Genomic DNA, 20674 nt, shown 5'->3' with positions numbered 1-20674 from the left:
GCGTCCGAACGATGCCCCGCTGGTTTTTGGGGGCAGGTGTCATACGAAACCGCCCTTCCGGCCAGGTCGAAAATCGGACACCGGGCGCGCTGTTTTCAGGCGTGACGACACTGTCCTGATCGTGTCCCGCCGTGGACATTCAGGGAGACAGGACTAGGTCGACATCCGTTGAAACAGCTGTAGGACGGAGACGAAATTCTTTCATCTCCGAAGAGAGTTACGAGCTACGCTACACCCTCCCTACACACAAAAAAGGCCATATCATGAGAGTTCAATTTGCGTTTCTGGCCGGGCTGATGGCCTTTGCTACACCGGTGTGGGCGCAGGATCCGACCGTTGATACCAAGGACATCGAAAGTTGCCTGGCTGCAAACACCGACCAGCATGCCTGTATTGGACGCGCCTCGGCAACCTGCATCGAGGATGCGGGCGGCGGTGGCGCAGTATATGGGGCGTGCTACGGTCTGGAACTCGACTTTTGGGATGGCCTGCTAAACAGTACCTATAGCGACCTCATGACCGAGGTTCAGGCCTTTGATGACGCCGCGGATGAAACGGGCTCGACCCCCGCCATCGCCGAAGATGAACTCCGCAGCATGCAACGCGCCTGGATCTCGTACCGCGATTCGCGCTGCAGCCTCGTCGGCTTGAGTTACAATGGGGGCACCGGTGCCGGACCTGGCGGAACCGAATGCAAAATGCAGGCAACGGCGGAACAATCGTTTGTCTTGCGCGATATGGTCGACCGCTTCCAGAAGCCATGAACCCCGCAGATCAAGGGTATAGTGCGCTGATCTGCGGAGAGAGCTGAACCGCTAACTCCATCAGTCGCACCGGTCATTCGCGCACCCGCAGTGAAGGTCTGAAAGGTCCGCAGAGCGGACCGCCACCTGTCCCGCGTCCAAGGTGCGGGACAGGTCGGGATTGTTTGTCACGTCACGCTGTCACACCCCGGAAAACCGCAGCGTCGAACCGCGTCCGCTCGCCGTTCGACAGCAGGCGGCCTGGTCACCGCTGGGGCAGTGTCGAAGCTTTTCGCATTGCCCAAGCGGCAGAACTGCGCCCCTTCTTCATCCGGCACTGGGCGATTTCACCCGCGCCATCGGCGGCTCCCGGCCCTTCGTGGCGGAAATGGCGCAACAATTCCCGGACTTGGGGCTGCGCCCCGAACGGATCATCTACGAAGAGCTCCGGTTCCGTTAAGCGCCTAGCGCAGCAGGTGAATGCGGGGCAGGGCGGGGCGGTAGGCATGCTGCGCCTTCGGGGCGCGGACTCCGGCAAGCCTTGACATTGCGTCGCAAATCCCCCACCTGTGCCTCAGGACGCCGCGCTGCCGCGTGAGCATGCCTGGCCCTCTGGCCTCGGCGTCCCTGATTTCCCGGTTCCCATTCACGCAGGGTCCAGGCGCGGTCCAAGACGATTCCCGCGCCACCCTCGCCCGTCCTGCCCCTCGCGGCAGGATGACCTTTATTGGCTGCGCTCCCTGCGTGGCCGGAACTCCCTGCCCGGCCGGACCCGCGATGACGGGTCTCGATGATCCCGGGCTGCAAAGGATACGATTTGTCCGATTTCGATACGCTCGGCCTCAAGCCTGAGCTCAATGAAGCGCTTGTGCGCGCAAAGTTCACCACCCCCACCCCGATCCAGGCCCAGGCGATCCCGCTGGCGCTAGAAGGCAATGACATCATGGGCCTGGCCCAGACCGGCACCGGCAAGACCATGGCCTTCGGCCTGCCGCTGATCGACGCCCTGCTGGGCCAGCCGGCCAAGCCCGCGCCCAAGACCGCCAAGGCCCTGATCCTGGCCCCGACGCGCGAGCTGATCAACCAGATCGCCGACAACCTCAAGGTGCTGACCGATGGTACCCGCATCCGCGTCGTGACCGTGGTGGGTGGCCAGTCCATCAACCGCCAGATCAACGCGCTTGCCCGCGGCACCGATATCCTGGTGGCCACGCCCGGCCGCCTGATCGACCTGATGGACCGCCGCGCGGTGGACCTGTCCACCGTCACCCAGCTGGTGCTGGACGAGGCCGACCAGATGCTCGACATGGGCTTCATCCACGCGCTGCGCCGGATCGCGCCGCAACTGGGCGTGCCGCGCCAGACCATGCTGTTCTCGGCCACCATGCCCAAGCAGATGGAAGAGCTGTCGCGCGCCTACCTGACCGATCCCAAGCGGATCCAGGTCGCGGCCCCCGGCAAGCCCGCCGACAAGGTCACCCAAAGCATCCACTTCCTGCCCAAGGCCGAAAAGCCCCGCAAGCTGCGCGAGATCCTGTCCCAGGACCTCGGTGCGCTGACGCTGGTCTTCTCGCGCACCAAGCACGGGGCGGAAAAGCTGATGAAGGGCCTGGTGGCGGATGGCTACAACGCGGCCTCGATCCACGGCAACAAGAGCCAGGGCCAGCGCGACCGCGCGATCAAGGCGTTCCGCGCCGGTGAGATCAACGTGCTGGTGGCCACCGATGTCGCCGCACGCGGCATCGACATCCCTGGCGTCGCCTATGTGATCAACTACGATCTGCCCGAGGTGCCGGACAACTACGTCCACCGCATCGGCCGGACGGCCCGTGCCGGCCGCGAAGGCGAAGCCATCGCCTTCTGCGCTCCGGACGAAGGCGACCTGTTCCGCCAGATCCAGAAACTGATGAAGATCGACATTCCCGTGGCCTCCGGCACCGCCCCCACCGGCGGCAGCTCGGATGGTGCCAGCCGGCGTGGCGGTGGCGGCGGTGGCAACCGTCGGCGCGGCGGCGGTGGCGGCGGTCAGTCCCAGGGCAAGAGCTTTGGCGGTGGTCAGGCGCAGGGCAAGCCCAAGGCGCGTCGCCCGCGCCGCCGCTCCAACGCGGCCTGAACAAAAGAAGGGACGGGGGGCAACCTCCGTCCCTTTTTGCTGCTGCCCCGGGTGGTTGGTGACGGCATCCCGTCCGTCCCCCTAGGGTCAGCCCCTGCACGGGTCCTTTTGCAGGTGCGGCACGGCCCGGCGACCTTTCCAGCAGATGAACATCCCGCGCGCTGCGCACCGACGTGATACCGACGTCATACCGACGCGATACAGACGTGCCACCGACAGGGATTTTCGGCCCCTTTCAGCCCTCCAGAAGCTTCAGCACATGCGCCGGTCCGGTGGGCACGATCCCCGAGGGATTGAGCGCCTTGATGGAGTAATATCCGGCCGTGATGTGATCCATGTTCACCGTCTCGCGCAGGCCTGGCAGGGCCAGCATGGCCTCCATCTGGGCCTGTAGTTTCGGGTAATCCGCGATCCGGCGGCGGTTGGTCTTGAACAGCCCGTGATAGGCCGCGTCGAAGCGGATCGTGGTGACGAACAGGCGGATGTCGCTTTCGCTTACCCTGTCCCCGAACAGGAAGGGCCCCTCGATGCTGTCCTCCAGCCGGTCCAGCATGGTGAAGACCCCCTCGACGGCCTCGTCATAGGCTTCCTGGGAAGAGGCGAAACCGGCCTTGTAGACGCCATTGTTGAGCAGCGTGTAAAGATCCGGGTTCAGCGCGTCGATACGCGCAGCCAGTTCCTCGGGGTAGAGCGTGAAGGCGCTTTCGCTCAGCCCGGCGAAGGCGCTGTCGAACATCCGCAGGATATCGGCGCTTTCATTGTTCACGATCGTATTGCGCTCCATGTCCCACAGCACCGGCACCGTGGCGCGCCCGTTGATCTGCGGATCGGCCCGGCTGTAAAGCTCGTGCATGTAGCGTGAGCCGAACAGCGGATCTTCGTCCGCACCGGGGTAGCCGCCGAACTGCCAGCCCTGGTCGGTCAGCTGCGGGGCCACGACCGTGATCGGGATCAGATCCGCCAACCCCTTGAGTTTACGGGCAATCAGCGTGCGCGAGGCCCAGGGACAGATCAGCGCGACATAGAGCCGGTAACGCCCCGCCTCGGCCTTGAAGCCGCCCTCGCCGGTGGGGCCGGCGCTGCCATCCGGCGTGATCCAGTTGCGAAAGGACGAGGTCTGGCGAATGAAGCGCCCCTGTTCGTCCTTGGCCTGCACGGGCTGCCAGTCACTGGTCCATTTTCCGTCAACGAGCATCGCGCCCTCCCTCAAAGTCACGCCCCTAGGGGGCCATTGGAGCTCAGGCTAGGGGGTGTCGCGGTGCAGGTATACACCCAGCCACGCATGGGATCTGTGCAGGCAGGCACCCAAGGGCAGGGGGCGGCCACGAAAAAGCCCGGCAGAAGGGGGGACCTTCGTACCGGGCGTTTTCGTGTCGATCAGGGCTTCAGGCCAAAGGGCCTGACGGGGCCTCAGGCGTCGAAGCTGCGCTTGTAGACGTATTGGGCAACCTCTTCGCGTTTCAGGCCAAGCTCGGCCAGCTGGCGATCGCTCAGTGCGTACAGCTCCTGGACTTCGCGGTTGGCGCGGATCGCGCTGGAGAAGGTGCCGAAGAAGGTGGCGATCGCGTGGCGCAGGCTTGCACCATGGGGGGCGGCGGGAACGTTTGTAAGAATCTGGGCCATCGGGGCCTCCTGTGCATGAGTTGTGTCTTGAATAGACCTTGCCGCGGCGCAGCACCAATGCCGGTCCAGAAGCCCCGCCATGCACCCTGCGCAAGCACCCCGCCTTCCCCGCGGGGAAGGTTGCGCAGCCTTTTAGCTAGTAAAACATGGCGGTTGAGGGCTTTCCGGGTAATTTTAAGGCAACCGCTACGTGCAACCCGCAGGATTTTGCGGCCTTCGATGCGGATTTTTGCCCTCGAATGGCCCGCGTGCGGTTTCGGGTGGGCCAAGGTCGTTTTCAGGCGAAATGCGAGAAAAGGCCGATGCTATAGGCGTGCCATATGGCCGCGTCGGAACCCTGCTGGCGCGGCAGGCCGCCAGGGGTCGGGCCCATCATCCGGGTCGGGCTCCTGCGAAACCTTGTCAACCGCGCGCCGGTGAGCCGGGGCGCAAGTTTGCCGCCTGAGCGGCAGGAGAAGATACGATGGCAAGCCTCGCCGAATTGCTCGCCCGGCGCCGGGACGGTTACGCTCTGGAGCGGCCCTTCTACATGGATCCCGAGATCTACCGCCAGGACCTGGACCACATCTGGTACCGCGACTGGCTGTTCATCACGCCGTCCTGCGAACTGGCCAAGACCGGCTCTTACGTGGCGCACAAGATCGGCGATTACCGGGTGATGATCGTGCGCGGGGCGGATAGCCAGATCCGTGCCTTCCACAATTCCTGCCGCCACCGGGGCTCCCTCATCTGCAAGGGGACCAAGGGCGTCGCGCCCAAGCTGGTCTGTCCCTATCACCAGTGGACCTACGAGCTGGACGGCAAGCTGCTCTGGGCGCGCGACATGGGGCCGAATTTCGATCCCTCCCAGCATGGGCTGAAGCCGGTGCATTGCCGCGAGCTGTCCGGGCTGATCTACATCTGCCTGGCCGACGAAGCCCCCGATTTCGACGAATTCGCCAAGGTGGCGCATCCCTACCTTGACCTGCATGACCTCAGCGACGCCAAGGTCGCCCATCAGTCCACCATCGTGGAAGAGGGCAACTGGAAGCTGGTCTGGGAAAACAACCGCGAATGCTATCACTGCGGCGGCAACCACCCCGCGCTCTGCCGGACCTATCCCGATGATCCCTCCGTCTCCGGGATCGGAGAAGGCGGAGAGGTGCCGGCCCACCTCCAGGCGCATTTCGACCGCTGCGAAGCCGCCGGTGCCCCGGCCCGTTTCCAGCTGTCAGAGGACGGAAGCTACCGTGTGGCCCGCATGCCGCTCAAGGTGGGGGCCAAGAGCTACACCATGGACGGTGAGCTGGCGGTGCGGCGCAAGCTGGGCCGCGTCCCCTTCGAGGACGCCGGATCGCTGCTGCTGTTCAACTACCCCACGACCTGGAACCACTTCCTGGTCGATCACTCGATCCTCTTCCGCGTGACGCCGCTGTCCCCGACCCGGACAGAGGTGACCACCATGTGGCTGGTGCACAAGGACGCGGTGGAAGGGGTGGATTACGACCTCAAGGCGCTGACCCAGGTCTGGACGGAAACCAACGACGAAGACCGCCGCGTGGTGGAAGACAATGCCGCCGGCATCGCCTCGCCGGTCTATGAGCCGGGGCCCTACAGCCCCACCCAGGAAAGCGGCGTGATCCAGTTCACCGACTGGTACTGCGCCACCATGCGCGCGCGCCTGCCCGGCGCGGCGGCCAAGATCGCGGCGGAGTAAGCAAGAATGGCGAAACCGGCACTGCCCAAGAGCGCCTATTGGTCCGATGACGAGATGCTGGAATGCGTCGCCGTCCTGCCCGAGGTGGCCAATACGGTCACCTTCACCTTCCGCGCGCCCTCCGGGGCCTTCTTCGACTTCGACACCGGCCAGTTCCTGACGCTGGAGCTTCCGGTGCCGGGCGGGCCGCTCTACCGCACCTATACGATCTCATCCTCGCCCTCGCGGCCGCGGTCGATCTCCGTGACGGTCAAGGCGCAGGCGGGCAGCATCGGCACCCGCTGGATGCTGGACCACCTGACCCCCGGCACGCGCATCCGCGCCATGGGGCCGGCGGGCGGGTTCACCTATCTCAATCACCCGGCAGAGAAATACCTGTTCATCTCCGCCGGCAGCGGCATCACCCCGATGATGTCCATGACCACCTTCATGTACGACCTCGGGACCGAACCCGACATCGTCTTCATCAACTGCGCCAAGCGCCCGTCAGAGATCATCTTCCGCGCCCGGCTTGAGCAGATGGCGACCCGCGCGCGCGGCATCGACCTCAAGTGGGTGGTAGAGGAACCCGATCCCCTCTCGCCCTGGACGGGCTATCAGGGCCAGTTCAACCAGCTGATGCTGGGGATCATGGCCCCCGACTACCTTGAACGCGAGGTCTTCTGCTGCGGTCCCGAACCCTTCATGGTCGCCGTGCGCGAAGCGCTCCAGGGCCTGGGCTTCGACATGGAGCATTACCATCAGGAAAGCTTCACCGCCCCCGCCGCAGAGGCAGAGACCGAAGGCGACGAGCTGGAGGATGTCTACCCCGAAGCCGACGCCCAGGCAGAGATCACCTTTGCCCTTTCCGGCAAGACCGCCCGGGTGCCCGAAACGGAAACCATCCTGGCCGCCACCCGTGGCGTCGGGCTCAATATCCCCTCGGGCTGCACCTTTGGGGTCTGCGGCACTTGCAAGGTCAGGAAGACCGCGGGAGAGGTCCACATGGTCCACAACGGCGGCATCTCCGAAGAGGACATCGAAGAGGGCTATATCCTGGCCTGCTGCTCGCATCCGATTGGCGCGGTCACGATCGACGTTTAAGGTGCCCACAGCCGGGCCCGTCCTGGACCCGGCCAGCAAGGAGCCCAGATGAGCGATGCACCCGAACGCCTTATCCTGATCCACGGGGCATGGGCCGGGGCCTGGGTCTTTGACGGGTTGATCGGGGAGCTCGCGCAGCGCGGCCGCAGGGCAGAGGCGCCTGAGCTGCCCGGCAACGGCCATCACCGCATCCCCGCGCAAGAGGTCAGCGTGCCCGATTACCTCCTGGCGCTGGAACAGGCCATCATGGCCGGTCCCGGCCCGGTGGCGCTGCTGGGGCATTCCGGCGGCGGCATGTTCGTCAGCGCCGCGCTGTCGCGCTTTCCGGGGCGGATCAGCCATGCGATCTGGCTGGCTGGGATGCTGCTGGAAGAGGGCTCCTCCTTCGAGGCGATCCAGGAACGGATCGCGGGCAAGGGGCAGCGGATCGGCGTGACGCCCCACATCATCCCCTCTGACGACGGGCGCACCAATTCCGTCCCGGTCGAAGTGGCGATGGCGCATTTCTTCCAGGATGTCCCGCAGGACGTGGCCCGCGCCGCCGCCGAACGGCTGACGCCGCAGCCGGTGGCGGGCTACCGCATTCCCGCGATGCGCCCTGCCGGCTTTGCCGCGCTGCCCAAGCTCTACGTCCAGTGCCTTCAGGACCGCTCCGTCCTGCCCGAGGCGCAGCGTATCATGTGCGACGGCGTACCGGGGCTGGACGTGGTGCAGATCGACAGCGGCCACGCCCCGCAATTGTCCTGCCCGGCAGAGCTGGCCGATATCCTGGATGGCTGGCTGCCGCGCTAGGCAGGCGGGGGCCCTCAGGCGCTGCTGCTGATCGTGCCGGGCCCGTCTTCGATCTTGTGCGGTTCCACCAGGTCCTGCGTCTCCGGCGATGACTGGCTTGTCATCCGGACCCAGTAATTGTCTTCCTTGCGGTCGATATGCAGGCGCAACAGTGCCTCCGCCCGCTCGGTATCGCCCGCCCTGGCGGCGCGCGTCAGCTCAAGATGCTCGCGAAAGGATTGCTCCATCTGCGCGCCATGGCGGCCGATGCGGTAGCGCAGGGCGGCCATCTTGGTGGCGATGGTCTGGTAGGCATCGTCCAGGAAGCGATTGCCGGAATGATCGAAGAAACACTGGTGATACCGCGTGACCAGGCCCAGGAAGGCACTGTCGTCGCCATCCGCGCGGGCCTCTTTCATGCCGTCGATGATCCCGCCCAGGCTGTGGGCCAGCCCCTCCGCATCGCGGTTCATGGCGGCGCGCAGGGCGGTGCATTCCAGCGATTGACGGGCGTCGCACAATTGGGCCATGTCGCAGGGGCTCAGGCTGAAGACCATCGTGCCCCGCTGTGGCTCCACGATCAGCAGCCCCTCCCGTTCAAGCCGGTTGACCGCCTCGCGGACCGGAGTGCGGCTGACGTTCAGCTGCCGGGCGATCCGCGCCTCGGACAGATGCGCGCCCAGCTCCAGGTCTCCGGTGATGATCCAGTGCCGAAGTTTCTCGGTCACCAGTTCCGTCAGGCATATTTTACGTTCCGGCGATTTCATAGGCGACTCCCAGAGAGCTCAGCCTACTGCAGCCCCCTGCGCCAGACAATCAGGATGGTCGGTCCCGATGTATCGATTCCGGTCAGCCCGGTACCTGGCCTGTGCTGGCCCGCCCGGCCTGCGGGGTTGACACCGCGCCCCGCCTAGGGCGCATTTACCCGCAGCGCCGGTGATGCCGGGAACAGGGGGGGCGTGCGGATGACATTCGGAACAGGCAATATGGGTCAGTGTTTCCGGGGGCTTGCCCCATGATGCGCTGCGCCACCCTGGAAGAGGTCCGCCTGCTGGCCGACTGGGCCGCAGCCGAAGGCTGGAACCCCGGTCTTGAGGATGCAGAGGCCTTTCTGGCCGCCGATCCCGGGGGCTTCTTCGTCGCGGTCGAGGGGGCAGAGGTCATCGCCGGCATCTCCGTGGTGAACCATGACGCCAACTTTGCCTTCCTCGGCTTCTACCTCTGCCGCCCCGACCGGCGCGGGCAGGGCCATGGCTTTGCCCTGTGGAAACACGCGCTTGAACACGCGGCGGGGCGCACCGTCGGGCTGGATGGCGTGGCCGACCAGCAAGAGAATTACGCGCGCTCGGGCTTCATTCTGGCCGGGGCCTCTCAGCGTCACGAAGGCCGGATGGACCCCGCGACAGGACAGGATTCCGCGATCCGCCCCTTTGATCCGGCGGACCTTGATACGCTGATCGCGCTGGATCAGGACGCGGGTGGGGCAGGGCGGGCGGCCTTCCTGACCGCCTGGCTGGAGCCGAGGGAAACCCGCCGCACGGTGGTGCGCTCAGGGCTGGACGGCTATGCCACCATCCGCCGCTGCCGCGAAGGCGTGAAGCTGGGGCCGGTCATCGCGCCGGATGCCGATGCGGCACTGGCGCTGATCCGGGCCGCGCTGGCAGAACTGCCGTCGGACAAGGTGATCATCGATCTGCCCTCCTGGAACCGCCCCCTGCGCGCGGCGCTGCAGGAGATGGGTTTTGTCGTGACCTTTGAAACCGCCCGCATGTACCGTGGCCCCGCACCGGCCATGCAGCGCAGCCTTCAGGCAATCGGCACGATGGAACTGGGCTAGGGGAAACTGGCCCCGGCGATCTGGGTCAGGCGGCCAGCGGCACGCCGCGACCGGGATCGCCCGGCAGGACTTCCTTGCCGGCCTTGCGGATCAGCCAGAGCGCGAAAAGCGCATTGGGCAGGATGAACAGGATCGGCCCCAGGAACAGCACCGGGTCGATCTGGCTTGGGTCGGGCTGTTCTCCCAATTGGGTGGCCGCGCTTTGCTGGAGCAGGAAAAGGGAAAAATCCCAGGCCGCGTGGAACAGGATGCAAGGCCAGAGCGACCCTGTCCGCAGCAGCAGCGCCATGAAGACCAGCGCGCTCAGCGTGGCGGCCACGGCCTGGGCCAGGCCGGCCAGCAGCGCCCCGGTGATCAGCACGTTGGAGACATGGGCGACGCCGAAGACAATGCTGGCAATCCAGATCGCCGGCCAGATCCCCATCCGGCTGCGCAGCGCCGGGAAGAGCACGCCGCGGAACATCAGCTCTTCGGACAGGCCCACGAAGAAGGTGTTGAGCGCCAGCATCCAGATCACGTTGCGCGGCGGCAGGTCCAGCGCCAGGCTGGGCAGCAGGAACATCAGCAGGTAGAGCGCCGGGAACCAGAAGATCCGCAGCTGCCCCCAAAGCGGTGCCCCCAGGGCCGCGCCGCGCCAGCGCAGCAGCGGCAGGAGGATCAGCAGGCCGATCCCGGCTGCGGCAATGCCCCAGATCGGACCGGTCGTGATCAGCTCCAGCGGCGGGATCTCCGCATCCAGCAACAGGGAGTTGCCCAGCAGCGTCACCAGCGCCCAGGTGATCAGCAGCAGGAACGCGAAGCCCAGTGGGCGGCGGTCTGTCCATCGGGCGGCGGCGGAAGGCGGCATCGGATCTCCTTGGATCAATGACTTACAAGTGGGGCATGGCCCCGCCTGCGGCAAGGGCCTTCTGCCCCGCGATGCTCTGGCGCGCGCCGCGCGCGCAGGGAACCGCCTGTCCGCTGGGCTGTCCGATGCGGGCGGCGCTGCCCCTTAACGGGGCAGATGCGCCACGGCCTCCACCTCGACCTTCAGGGCCGGGTCGATGAAGCCGGAGACCTGCACCATGGTCGCGGCGGGCAGGGGGCCGGTGAAGACCTCCTTGCGGGCCTGGCCCACGGCCGCGCGATCCTCCATCGAGGTGACATAGACGGTGATCTTGGTGATCCGTTCCTTGCCGGCCCCGGCCGCCTCGGCCAGGGCGACGACGCGGCGCAGGGCCTCCCTTGTCTGGGACAGCATGTCATCGGGCACCGGCCCCGCCCCGCCCGCGTGCATGCCCGAAATATAGACGATCCCGTCTGCCACCACCGCATTGGAAAACAGCCCCGGCACCGGGTCCGGCACGCCGGGGGCGGAGACCTCAGTCAGGGGGTGCTGGGCCGCGTCCTCCGAAAGGCTCATTCCGATGCCTCCTGCTTGCTCTCTTCCCATTCCCGCGCCAGCCGTTCGCGCACCGGGATGAAGTCATAGGTCGGGTAGAACTCGGTCGAGAAGACCCCCCAGGCGCGGCGCTCAAGCTCCACGTTCACCTTGGGCAGAATCTCCGGCGGCATCCGCAGGGTGACCACCTGGCCGATGCCCATGACCACGTTCCAGCTCACAATTTCAGCGCCTTCGGGGGGGAAACCCTTCCACCATTCCTGCTCTCCTAGGTGACTTTGAATTTGCTCGAGATTCTTCGACTGGTCGTGCTTCAGGAACACGGTGAGCATCACTGTTTCGGTCATCTGGTCCTCGGGTTTCTCGGTTCATCGCATGAAAAAGACTTGCATAGCGTAGCCGCTTTGCGGTTTATTTCAAATAGGAACATAGCGATCAATATTGAACAGGTAGAGATATGCAGAACCCGGCACTGAAGTCCCAGTCCAAGGGCCGCGCCCTGACAGAGGCTGAACTGGCCTTCGCGGAAGCCCTGGAGCGGATCTACGAAACCGGCTGCCATGACTTCTCCGAGGTGGTGGAAAAGCTGAACCAGACCGGTGCTGCCCTGCCGTCCGGGGCCGCGGGCCCCTGGACGCTGGAGACCTTCGAAGCGGAACTGAAAGCGATCAACGCCGCGCATGACGCGGCCCATGCCGAAAACGGCATCGGCGCCTGAACCCGCCACCGGCAAGCGATTGGGAGAGATGAAGATGGACAAGGCAACTGGGACGCGCGACCGCGTCGACGACTATATCAACAACGGGCTGCGCGGCTTCTGGGTGCCGGTCGCCGTTTCCGTGCAGGTCAAGGTCGGCAAGCCCTTCGCCACCAAGATCGCCGGTGAGAACCTGGTGATGTGGCGCGACGGCGCGGGCAAGGTCCGCTGCGTAGAGGACTTCTGTCCCCACCGCGGTGCCAAGCTGAGCCTGGGCGAAGTGCAGGACGGCAATATCGCCTGCCGCTATCACGGCGTGGCCGTCGATGGCACCGGCACCGTGGCCCGCGTCCCTGCCATGCCCAACTGTGCGCTGGAAGGCCGCAAGGCCCTGACCGCCTATTCCTGCGAGGAAGCCGGCGGCGCGATCTTCATCTACCTGCCCTCCGCCGACCGCCCCGAGGCCCCGGCCTTTGTCCCGCCGGCGGAATTCACCAACGGCGAATGGCAGGTCTTCCCCTGCATGACCCGCTGGGATTGCTCCTACCGCCTGAGCCTCGACAATGCGGCGGACCCGATGCACGCGATCTACCTGCATTCGGACAGCTTCACGCTGCAATACGGCGCCAAGCAGGACACCATGAACCTGGAGCGCACCGAAGACGGCTTCCGGATCGAGCGCATGGGCCAGAAGGGTGTGAACCTGGATGAGACCGAGGTCGTGATGGACGAGGGCATGATGTACTTCCGCCTCGACATTCCCTACCCGGATGGCGCCGGCCCCGGCGGTCCCTTCCGCATCATCGGCTTCGCCGTGGCGATCGATGAGCACACCCACCACTCCTTCTTCTGGCGCTGCCGCCAGGTGACCGGCCTGGCCGCGGAAAGCTGGCGCTTCCTCTATCGCGCCTTCCTGGAAGACCGTCACTGGTTCGTGCTTGAGCAGGACCGCGTGATGCTGGAATCCATCCCCGAAGACGCCCGCCGCCGCGAGATGCTCTATCAGCATGACATTGGCGTCTCCCGCCTGCGCCAGATGATGGTGCGCCGCGCCAAAGAGCACTTCAAGGCGCTCGATGCCGCCGAAGCCGACGGCAAGAAGACCGCGTAATGCCCAAGGACGGCCTCATCGATCTGTCCCCCGCAGAGCTGGTCGCGGCGCTGACCCAGCCTTTCCAGGCTGGTAAGGCGCTCGACCTGACCGGGCGCCGCATCACCGGTGCGGTGGACCTCTCCGGGCTTGAGCTATGCGGTTTCGACCTTTCCGGGTCCGTCTTTGAGGGGCCGGTGACGATGAACAAGACGCGGTTCTGGGGCCTGACCTGGTTCCGGGACTGCCGCTTTGCCGGGCCGTTCACCGCGCGCGAGGCGCTCTTCCTGCATGACCTGCGGGTGGATGGCGCCGACTTCGCCGGCGAGGTGACGCTGACCCGGGCAGAGGCCCGGGGCACGGTCGTCCTGGATCACGCGCGCTTCGCCGCACCGGCCTGGCTTGACCGGGTGCAGGTGCTTTCAAGCCTGTCCATGGCGCAGACCCGTTTCGACGGCCCGGTCTCTCTTGAGGAAACCGAGGCCTACGGCGGGCTCTGGGCCGATCGGACCGTCTTTGCAGGCCGTCTGCAAGCCGCCGGAATGGAGGTGCACGGACGCACCTGGATCCGTGGCGCACAGGTTGCGCCGGCAGGCCCCTCGGCGCCGCCGGTCGCGCCCCTGGCGCGGCAGATCCGCAGCTACGGCTACATCTGGTCCTGACGGGCCGAAGAACAAAAAACAACAGGGAAGCCAATGACATCCAGCCTCGATCTTCAGAACATCACCAAGGTGTTCACCGATGCCAAGACCGGCTCTTCGGTCACGGCGGTCACGGATATGTCCTTCTCCGTCGCGCCGGGCGAACTGGTGGCCGTCGTCGGCCCCTCCGGCTGCGGAAAATCCACGATCCTCAACATGGTCTCGGGCCTTTACGGGCCGACCGAAGGCCGCGTCCTGCTGGATGGCAAGCCGGTGACGGGCACCCGCCCCGAGGTCGGCTTCATGCTGCAGAAGGACCTGCTTCTGCCCTGGCGCAACATCGTCCAGAACGTGGAATTCGGCCTGGAAGAAAAGAAGATGTCGCGCGCCGACCGTCGTGCCAAGGCGATGGAAGAGCTGACGCGCATGCAGCTGGTCGACTTCGCGGACAAGTACCCCCACCACCTGTCGGGGGGGATGCGCCAACGGGCCGCGCTGGCCCGCACCCTGGCCATCGAGCCCGAGATCATCCTGCTGGATGAACCCTTCTCTGCGCTGGATGCCCAGACCAAGCTGGTCCTGCAACGCCACTTCGCCCGCACCATCGCCGAAACCGGCGTGACCTGCGTGTTGATCACCCATGACCTAAACGAGGCCGTCATCCTGGCCGACCGGGTCGTCGTCCTTTCCGGCCGCCCTGGCCGCGTGATCGACGAATTCGAGATCGACCTGCCGCATCGCACCGACCCCCTGAAACGCAGCCTGGAACCCCAGGCCGGGGTCTACGTGAAGCGCCTTTTCGATGCGCTCCACCTGGAAGACCAGGACGCAGCATAAGCACCTACAGGGAGAATAAAGAACATGAAAAAATTCATTCGCACCATCGCAGCAGCAGCCTTCACGGCTGTTGCCGCGCTGCCCGCCGCACAGGCCCAGGAGCTGGAGAAGCTGACCTATCTCTTCCCGGCTCCCGACTTCCTGCCGGCCTTCTCGCCGTTCCAGGTGGCCCGGGCCAAGGGCTACTACGAAGACGCGGGCCTGGACGTGACCTGGCAGATCGGCAAGGGCGGCGCGGACGTGGCCAAGCAGGTTGCCGTGGGTAACGTTGAGCTTGGCGGCGGCATCGGTGACACGCCGATCATCGTGCGCCAGAACGGCCTGCCGGTGAAGGGCGTCGCCCTGCTGGGTGGCCGTCCGCTGGTGCAGATCCTGATCCGCAAGGAAAGCGGTGTCGAGGATATCGCGGGCCTGGTCGGTCAGCCCGTGGGCGTCATCGCCTACCAGGACACGACCTATTACAACCTGCTGGCCGCGCTCTCCGCATCGGGCATCGATGCCAATGACGTCGACATCCAGGCCGTCGGCGCCGGTGGCATGGTGCAGCTGATGATCTCCGGTGACGTGACCGCGATCTCCGGCACGCCGGACTGGGCCGCTTCCATCGAAGCCGCCGGGGTAGAGCTGGAAATCATCGAGATGGACTCGATGCTTCCCGCCATGTCCCAGGCGATCCTGGCCTCCGAAGACACCATCGCGGAGAAGCCCGAAGTGGTGAAAGCCTTCGTCGGCGCGACCATGCAGGGCCTCAAGGACGTGATGGACGATCCCCAGGGCTCCGCCGCAGCCGTCGCCGGTTTCGTGCCGCAGATGGAAGGCAAGGAAGCCTTCCTGGAAGACGTGATGAAGCGCTACTCCACCCTCGTCTACGCCACCCCCGAGGGCCACAAGCTGGGCACCTTCGACGCTGACCGCGTCTCCACCGTTGCGCAGTTCTACCTCGACGCCGGCATCGTTACCGATATCTCGGACGATCCCGAAGACTACTTCACCAACGCGTTCGCAGAGTGAAACGATGACGGTGCAAAGCATCCAGACCGAAACGAAGTTGTCGGGGGGATCCCCCGGCAACCACCCTCAAGCCGACAGGAGCATCATGAAGTCTCTCCAGGGTAAACCAACGGAACTTCTCGCGATCCTCGGCATGGGCGTGCTCATGCTGGCGATCTGGGAATTCCTTCCCCCCGCGCTCGGCGTGCCGAAATACATCATTCCGACCTTCTCGGACTGCCTGAATGAACTGAGCCGCATGTTCGCGCGCCAGGACATGTTGGGGCACACCGTCTCGACCCTCATTTCCACCGTGATCGGCTTCATCCTGGGCTCGCTGCTGGGCGCTGCCTGCGGCTACCTGCTGGGCATGTCCCCGCTGGCCGAAAAGGTGCTCTCTCCCTATATCCTCGGCCTGCAGATCGCGCCGAAGGTGGCCTTCGCGCCGCTCTTCATCATCTGGTTCGGCTATGGCGACATTCCCAAGCTGCTCGTGACCGTGCTGATCGTCTTCTTCCCGATCCTGGTGAACGTGCTGCAATCCATGAAGACCGTGGATCATGACCTGGTGAACCTGGCGCGCGTCTACTCGATGAACCGGTGGACGATCTTCCGCAAGATCGAGGTCCCCTCCTCCCTGCCCAACCTCTTCGCCGGTCTGCGCATCGGCGCCACGCTCGCCGTCATCGGCGTCACCGTGGGCGAGATGGTCGGCGGCAACACCGGGCTGGGCTTCCTGATCACCTACGGCGAAGGCCAGGCGAACACGGCCATGGTTTTCAATGCCATCATCTTCCTGACCATCATCGGCATCGCGCTCTACTTCGCGGTTTCCGGGGTCGAGAAGCGGGTGCTGCATTACCTTGAACGCAACGACCAGCACTGAGGCTGACGTGAACACAAGCGCCACATATGCGACCCCGAAGGTCGAGCAGGGCAAGGCCGCCGGGATCACCTACCTGCGCCGTCCCGGCGCGGGCCCGGCGCTGGTCTGCCTGCACGGGATCGGATCGCGCGGGGAAAGCTTCGTGCCGCTGCTGCCCTTCCTGCCGGCGGACTGGGACGTGATCGCCTGGAACGCGCCCGGCTACGCGGGCTCCGACCCGCTGGCAGCCGACTGGCCGGTAGAGGGCGATTATGCCGGGGCGCTGCTGGCCTTTCTGGACGCGCTTGGCCTGGACCGGGTGCGCCTGCTGGGCCATTCGCTGGGCACGCTGATGGGCGCCGCCTTCGCGGCAGCCCATTCCGAACGCCTGTCTGCCCTGATCCTCGGGGCCTGTGCCTGTGGGCATGGCACGGCACCGGGGGAGCTGTCCGACGCCGCGCAGGACCGCCTGGAGGCGCTGGTTGCCGAAGGCGCCGATGCCTTTGCCGCCAAGCGCGCGCCGCGCCTTCTGGCCGATGCTGGAAACACTCAGGCGCTTGAGCGGGTGCAGGCCGCCATGGCCGCCGTGACCCTGCCGGGCTACGGCCAGGCCGTGCGCATGCTGGCCTCCGGCAAGCTTGAGGATAGCCTGGCGCGCGTCACCCTGCCCACCGGCTTCATCTGGGGCGACGGCGATGTCGTCACGCCCCGTGCCCAGACCGACCGCGCCATGGCGGTACGCGGGGGCACAGCGCCTCTTCTCGTGCTGAAGGGCGCGGGCCATGCGCTGCACGCTGAGGCCCCGGAGGCCATGGCAGGTGCATTGATCGAAATTCTGTCCGACCTGGACCCAATCAAGGATACGGCCTCATGAGTGACATGATCCGAGCCGGCCATCTGCGCAGCATCGTCATGCGCGCGCCGATGATGACCAAGACCGTCGATTTCTACGTCAAGGCCTGGGGCCTGTCCGTGGCCCATGAGGGCGATGGCATCACCTACCTGCGTGGCACCGGGACAGAGCCCTTCATCTACGCGCTGAAGGACGGCAAGGACTTTGGCATCGAATACATCCACATGGGCATGCCCGACCGTGCCTCCATGGATGCGCTGCATGCGCAGGTGGTCGAGAAGGGCGCCCATGTCCTTGGCGCGCCCGGTGAGTTCGACGACTGGCCTGGTGGCTACGGGTTCGAGATGCTGGACCCCGATTTCCGCCGCCTGCGCTTTACCTGCGATCTGCAGATGAACGAGAAGCAGGAGATTTACGCCCATCCTCAGAAGATCACCCACACCGTGCTGAACACCCCCGACATGGACGGGGTAGAGGCCTGGTATCAAGAGGTCCTGGGTTTCCGGGTGTCGGATTACTCTGCCGATCAGATGGTCTTCCTGCGCGCTGCCGCAGACGTGGAAGAGGGCGCGGATCACCACTGCATCGCCCTGGTGCGCGCCCCCCATGCCAGCGTCAACCACGTCGCATTCGAGACCGGCGGGATCAATGAATACATGCGCTCCATCGGGCGGATGCGCCAGAACGGCACCGTGCCCACCTGGGGCCCCGGCCGCCATGGCCCGGGCGACAATTGTTTCGCCTATTTCGTCTCGCCCTCGGGTTTCGTGATCGAATTCACCTCCGAAGTGCAGAAGATCGACGAGATGACCCACGAACCGCAGGTCTGGCCGCGCGACAACCCCGAGAAGATGGACCAGTGGATGACCGCCGGCCCGCCGACGCCCGCGCAGCGCGCCTGCATGCTGGGCCGCGCCGATCCGGGCTTTCCGCCCAGCAACGCCGTTGACAGATCTGGGGGCTGATCCATGGATCTTGGACTGAAGAACAAGGTGGTCGTGGTGACCGGGGCCTCTTCCGGGATCGGCCTTGCCACGGCGGGCATGGCGCTGGAAGAGGGCGCGAAGGTCGCGCTGTGCGCCCGCGGGGCCGAACGGCTGGACGCGGTGGCAGAGAAGTTCTCCGCGCTTTACGGTGCCGACCACGTCTTTGCCCAGGCGGTCGACGTGCTGGACGAGGGGGCGGTGAACGCCTTTGCCGCGGCCGTGCTGGACCGCTTCGGCGCGGTGCATGCGCTGATCAACAACGCGGGGCAGGGGCGGGTTTCGACCTTCGCCGATACCACCGATGACGCCTGGCGGCAGGAACTGGAACTGAAGTACTTCAGCCAGATCCGCCCCATCCGCGCCTTCCAGGAGGCGCTGAAAACCAGCGGGCAGGGGGCGATCGTCGCCACCAATTCGCTGCTCGCCTACCAGCCAGAACCGCATATGGTCTGCACCTCCTCGGCGCGGGCCGGCGTGCAGAGCCTGCTGAAATCCCTCTCGGTCGAGCTGGCGCCGGATATCCGCGTGAACTCCATCCTGGTGGGGCTGATCGACAGCAACCAGTGGCAGCGCCGCTTCGAGGCCCGCGAAGACCCCGCGCAAACCCGCGACGACTGGTTCGCGGACCTTGCCCGCAAGAAGAACATCCCCCTCGGTCGCCTGGGCCAGCCCGAAGAAGCTGCCCGCGCCCTCCTTTTCCTGGCTTCCCCGGCCGCATCCTTCATTACAGGAGCTCAAGTTGAAATCTCTGGCGGCATTTCCCGATACATCTGATCTGGACGCGGCAAACGATGCCGCGCCCGCAGCGCCGCAGCTTGTCGGCGACCTGATTGCCACGGCCCTTGCGGACCTTGGCGTGACCACGCTGTTCGGCGTGATCTCGATCCACAACATGCCGATCCTGGACGCCATCGCGCGCCAGGGCCGGATCCGCTTTGTCCCCGCCCGGGGCGAGGCCGGCGCGATGAACATGGCCGATGCCTATGCCCGCGTCACCGGGCGCCTGGGCGTGATCATGTCCTCCACCGGGACCGCCGCGGGCAATACCGCCGGCGGCCAGGTCGAGGCGCTGACGGCAGGCTCGCGCCTGCTGCATATCACCACCCAGGTGGACACCAATTTTGCGGACCGCGACCGCGCGCCGATCCACGACGTGCCGACGCAGCGCAAGATGCTGGAAGGTATCTCCAAGGCGACCTACCGGATCTGGGACGTCCACGCGGTCCTGGGCACGCTGAAGGCCGCCGTCTCTGCCGCGCTCTCCGCGCCCACCGGGCCGGTCAGCCTTGAGATCCCGGTCGATATCCAGCGGGCCGAAGCGCAGGGCGGGGCAAGCATCGGCAAGCCGGCGATCCTGAAACCCTATGCCGACGATGCAGAGATCGACGCCCTGGCCGAACGCATCCTGAAGGCCAAGCGTCCGATGATCTGGCTGGGCGGCGGCGCGCGCGGCGCCTCCGTGCCCGCGACCGAACTGGTGAACCGTGGCTTCGGCGCCGTGACCTCGACCCAGGGGCGCGGCACCGTGCCGGAAACCCACCCCTCGACGCTTGGCGCCTTCAACATGACGCCCGACGCGATCAAGCTCTATGCCACCTGCGATCTCATGGTCGTCGTCGGCTCCCGCCTGCGCGGGAACGAGACGAAGGACAACATGATGCCGCTGCCGCCGATCTGGCAGATCGATGCAGAGGGCTCCCAGGGGGGGCGCAACTACGCGGTGGAGGCGATGATCCACGGCGATGCCGAGGATACGCTGGCCCGCCTGCTGGACCGCCTGCCGGCCAAGCTGGATACCGATCCCAACCTGCCGCACGAGATCGCGGTGGTCCGGGCCACGGCCGAGGGCCAGATGCGCGCCCTGCTGGGCCCCTATCGCACGGTCGCGGATGCGCTGCAGGAACGTGTCCTGCCCGGTCGCCACCCCTGGGTGCGTGACGTGACGATCACCAACTCCACCTTCGGCAACCGCTACGTGCAGATCGCCGAACCCCGCCTGGGCGTCCATGCGCTTGGCGGCGGCATCGGGCAGGGGATCGCCATGGGCATCGGCGCGGCGCTTGCAAGCGCTGAGGAACCCGGCGCCCCCAAGGCGATCACGCTGGTTGGCGACGGCGGCGCGATGCTTGGCATTGCCGAGCTGATCACCGCCGTGGATGAGGACGCGCCCCTGGTCTACGTGCTGATGAACGACAGCGCCTATGGCGTGATCCAGAACATCCAGGACGCGCAGTACGACGGACGCCGGCATTACTCCAAGATCGCGGTGCCGAACTTTGCCAAGCTCTGCGACGCGGTCGAGATGCCGCATATGAAGGTCACCGATATCGACGCCTTCGAAGCGGCCCTGGACGAGGCCATCGCCCGCCCCGGTCCCGTGGTGCTTGAGGTGGACATGGTTGCCATCGGCCCTTACGCCCAGCAATTCGCAGGCCCGCCCGCGGGTGCTGCCGGCAAGGCGGAGTAAG

The 20674-nt window shown here is 65.8% G+C and carries 22 protein-coding genes; 16 read left to right on the top strand and 6 right to left on the bottom strand.

The annotated features are described in order from the left end of the window. Positions 1–263 precede the first annotated feature (263 nt). Positions 264–764 (top strand): lysozyme inhibitor LprI family protein, encoded by a 501-nt coding sequence (locus HCZ97_RS03510; RefSeq protein ID WP_167687288.1) that lies wholly within the window; start codon positions 264–266, stop codon positions 762–764. 796 nt (positions 765–1560) lie between these two features. Further along, on the top strand, positions 1561–2856 hold the full coding sequence (locus HCZ97_RS03505; protein WP_167687287.1) for a DEAD/DEAH box helicase: 1296 nt from the start codon (positions 1561–1563) through the stop codon (positions 2854–2856). A 235-nt stretch (positions 2857–3091) separates the two neighbouring features. Here the strand turns inward: HCZ97_RS03505 and HCZ97_RS03500 are convergent, their stop codons facing one another. Both HCZ97_RS03500 and HCZ97_RS03495 read right to left on the bottom strand, forming a co-directional pair. Then, positions 3092–4051 (bottom strand): glutathione S-transferase family protein, encoded by a 960-nt coding sequence (locus tag HCZ97_RS03500; RefSeq protein WP_167687286.1) that lies wholly within the window; start codon positions 4049–4051, stop codon positions 3092–3094. A gap of 215 nt (positions 4052–4266) precedes the next feature. Beyond that, positions 4267–4479: a DUF1127 domain-containing protein gene (locus tag HCZ97_RS03495; protein WP_167687285.1), complete on the bottom strand. Its 213-nt coding sequence runs from the start codon at positions 4477–4479 to the stop codon at positions 4267–4269. A gap of 463 nt (positions 4480–4942) precedes the next feature. Between HCZ97_RS03495 and HCZ97_RS03490 the strand changes: the two genes are divergently transcribed. Genes HCZ97_RS03490 through HCZ97_RS03480 form a run of 3 tightly spaced genes read left to right on the top strand, consistent with a single transcriptional unit; the run spans position 4943 to position 8050 of the window. Next, a complete protein-coding gene (locus tag HCZ97_RS03490) occupies positions 4943–6175 on the top strand; it encodes an SRPBCC family protein (RefSeq protein ID WP_167687284.1) in 1233 nt (410 codons plus the stop codon). Between the two features lie 6 nt (positions 6176–6181). Next, complete coding sequence (locus tag HCZ97_RS03485) at positions 6182–7258, top strand: hybrid-cluster NAD(P)-dependent oxidoreductase (protein WP_167687283.1); 1077 nt, start codon at positions 6182–6184, stop codon at positions 7256–7258. Positions 7259–7306: 48 nt separating this feature from the next. Beyond that, a complete protein-coding gene (locus HCZ97_RS03480) occupies positions 7307–8050 on the top strand; it encodes an alpha/beta fold hydrolase (RefSeq protein ID WP_167687282.1) in 744 nt (247 codons plus the stop codon). Positions 8051–8064: 14 nt separating this feature from the next. On the opposite strand, the gene HCZ97_RS03475 is transcribed toward HCZ97_RS03480, so the two are convergent. Beyond that, positions 8065–8757, bottom strand: a complete 693-nt coding sequence (locus tag HCZ97_RS03475; RefSeq protein ID WP_167687281.1) for a GntR family transcriptional regulator — start codon at positions 8755–8757, stop codon at positions 8065–8067. A 287-nt stretch (positions 8758–9044) separates the two neighbouring features. On the opposite strand from HCZ97_RS03475, the gene HCZ97_RS03470 reads away from it, so the two are divergent. After that, positions 9045–9866 carry a GNAT family N-acetyltransferase gene (locus tag HCZ97_RS03470; protein ID WP_167687280.1) on the top strand — a complete coding sequence of 274 codons (822 nt, stop codon included), beginning with the start codon at positions 9045–9047 and terminating at the stop codon, positions 9864–9866. A 25-nt stretch (positions 9867–9891) separates the two neighbouring features. Here HCZ97_RS03470 and HCZ97_RS03465 read toward each other — a convergent pair whose 3' ends face one another. From HCZ97_RS03465 to HCZ97_RS20420, 3 genes are all read right to left on the bottom strand, one after another. Next, positions 9892–10713, bottom strand: coding sequence for a CPBP family intramembrane glutamic endopeptidase (locus HCZ97_RS03465; protein ID WP_167687279.1), 822 nt, complete (start codon positions 10711–10713; stop codon positions 9892–9894). Positions 10714–10857: 144 nt separating this feature from the next. After that, entirely contained in the window at positions 10858–11268 is a 411-nt protein-coding gene (locus tag HCZ97_RS20425) for a RidA family protein (RefSeq protein ID WP_167687278.1), read from the bottom strand. Further along, entirely contained in the window at positions 11265–11594 is a 330-nt protein-coding gene (locus HCZ97_RS20420; protein WP_167687277.1) for a hypothetical protein, read from the bottom strand. The genes HCZ97_RS20425 and HCZ97_RS20420 overlap by 4 nt, the downstream gene beginning before the upstream one ends. Before the next feature lie 110 nt (positions 11595–11704). Here HCZ97_RS20420 and HCZ97_RS03450 point away from each other — a divergent pair, with 110 nt between their 5' ends. The 10 genes from HCZ97_RS03450 to HCZ97_RS03405 all read left to right on the top strand — a co-directional run bounded on the left by HCZ97_RS03450 (position 11705) and on the right by HCZ97_RS03405 (position 20673). After that, on the top strand, positions 11705–11965 hold the full coding sequence (locus HCZ97_RS03450; RefSeq protein WP_167687276.1) for a recombinase-like helix-turn-helix domain-containing protein: 261 nt from the start codon (positions 11705–11707) through the stop codon (positions 11963–11965). Continuing rightward, complete coding sequence (locus tag HCZ97_RS03445) at positions 11940–13055, top strand: aromatic ring-hydroxylating dioxygenase subunit alpha (protein ID WP_217701718.1); 1116 nt, start codon at positions 11940–11942, stop codon at positions 13053–13055. Before HCZ97_RS03450 ends, HCZ97_RS03445 begins: the two co-directional genes overlap by 26 nt. Further along, the gene (locus HCZ97_RS03440; RefSeq protein WP_167687274.1) at positions 13055–13696 is read left to right on the top strand and encodes a hypothetical protein; all 642 of its coding nucleotides are present in this window, start codon (positions 13055–13057) and stop codon (positions 13694–13696) included. The genes HCZ97_RS03445 and HCZ97_RS03440 overlap by 1 nt, the downstream gene beginning before the upstream one ends. Positions 13697–13729: 33 nt before the next feature. Beyond that, complete coding sequence (locus HCZ97_RS03435; protein ID WP_167687273.1) at positions 13730–14512, top strand: ABC transporter ATP-binding protein; 783 nt, start codon at positions 13730–13732, stop codon at positions 14510–14512. Positions 14513–14536: 24 nt separating this feature from the next. Continuing rightward, positions 14537–15523 (top strand): ABC transporter substrate-binding protein, encoded by a 987-nt coding sequence (locus tag HCZ97_RS03430; protein ID WP_167687272.1) that lies wholly within the window; start codon positions 14537–14539, stop codon positions 15521–15523. A gap of 85 nt (positions 15524–15608) precedes the next feature. Next, positions 15609–16388, top strand: coding sequence for an ABC transporter permease (locus HCZ97_RS03425; protein WP_167687271.1), 780 nt, complete (start codon positions 15609–15611; stop codon positions 16386–16388). Between the two features lie 7 nt (positions 16389–16395). Then, positions 16396–17241 carry an alpha/beta fold hydrolase gene (locus HCZ97_RS03420; protein WP_217701717.1) on the top strand — a complete coding sequence of 282 codons (846 nt, stop codon included), beginning with the start codon at positions 16396–16398 and terminating at the stop codon, positions 17239–17241. Beyond that, complete coding sequence (locus HCZ97_RS03415) at positions 17238–18185, top strand: VOC family protein (RefSeq protein ID WP_167687270.1); 948 nt, start codon at positions 17238–17240, stop codon at positions 18183–18185. Before HCZ97_RS03420 ends, HCZ97_RS03415 begins: the two co-directional genes overlap by 4 nt. Before the next feature lie 3 nt (positions 18186–18188). Then, positions 18189–18980 (top strand): SDR family oxidoreductase, encoded by a 792-nt coding sequence (locus HCZ97_RS03410; RefSeq protein WP_167687269.1) that lies wholly within the window; start codon positions 18189–18191, stop codon positions 18978–18980. Beyond that, entirely contained in the window at positions 18946–20673 is a 1728-nt protein-coding gene (locus HCZ97_RS03405; protein WP_217701716.1) for a thiamine pyrophosphate-binding protein, read from the top strand. The genes HCZ97_RS03410 and HCZ97_RS03405 overlap by 35 nt, the downstream gene beginning before the upstream one ends. Position 20674: the final 1 nt, after the last annotated feature.

The organism is Pseudooceanicola sp. HF7 (assembly GCF_011806405.1).
Taxonomy (GTDB): domain Bacteria; phylum Pseudomonadota; class Alphaproteobacteria; order Rhodobacterales; family Rhodobacteraceae; genus Pseudooceanicola.
The sequence above is the reverse complement of the archived record's forward strand: the minus strand, read 5'-3'. Positions and strand labels throughout refer to the sequence as shown.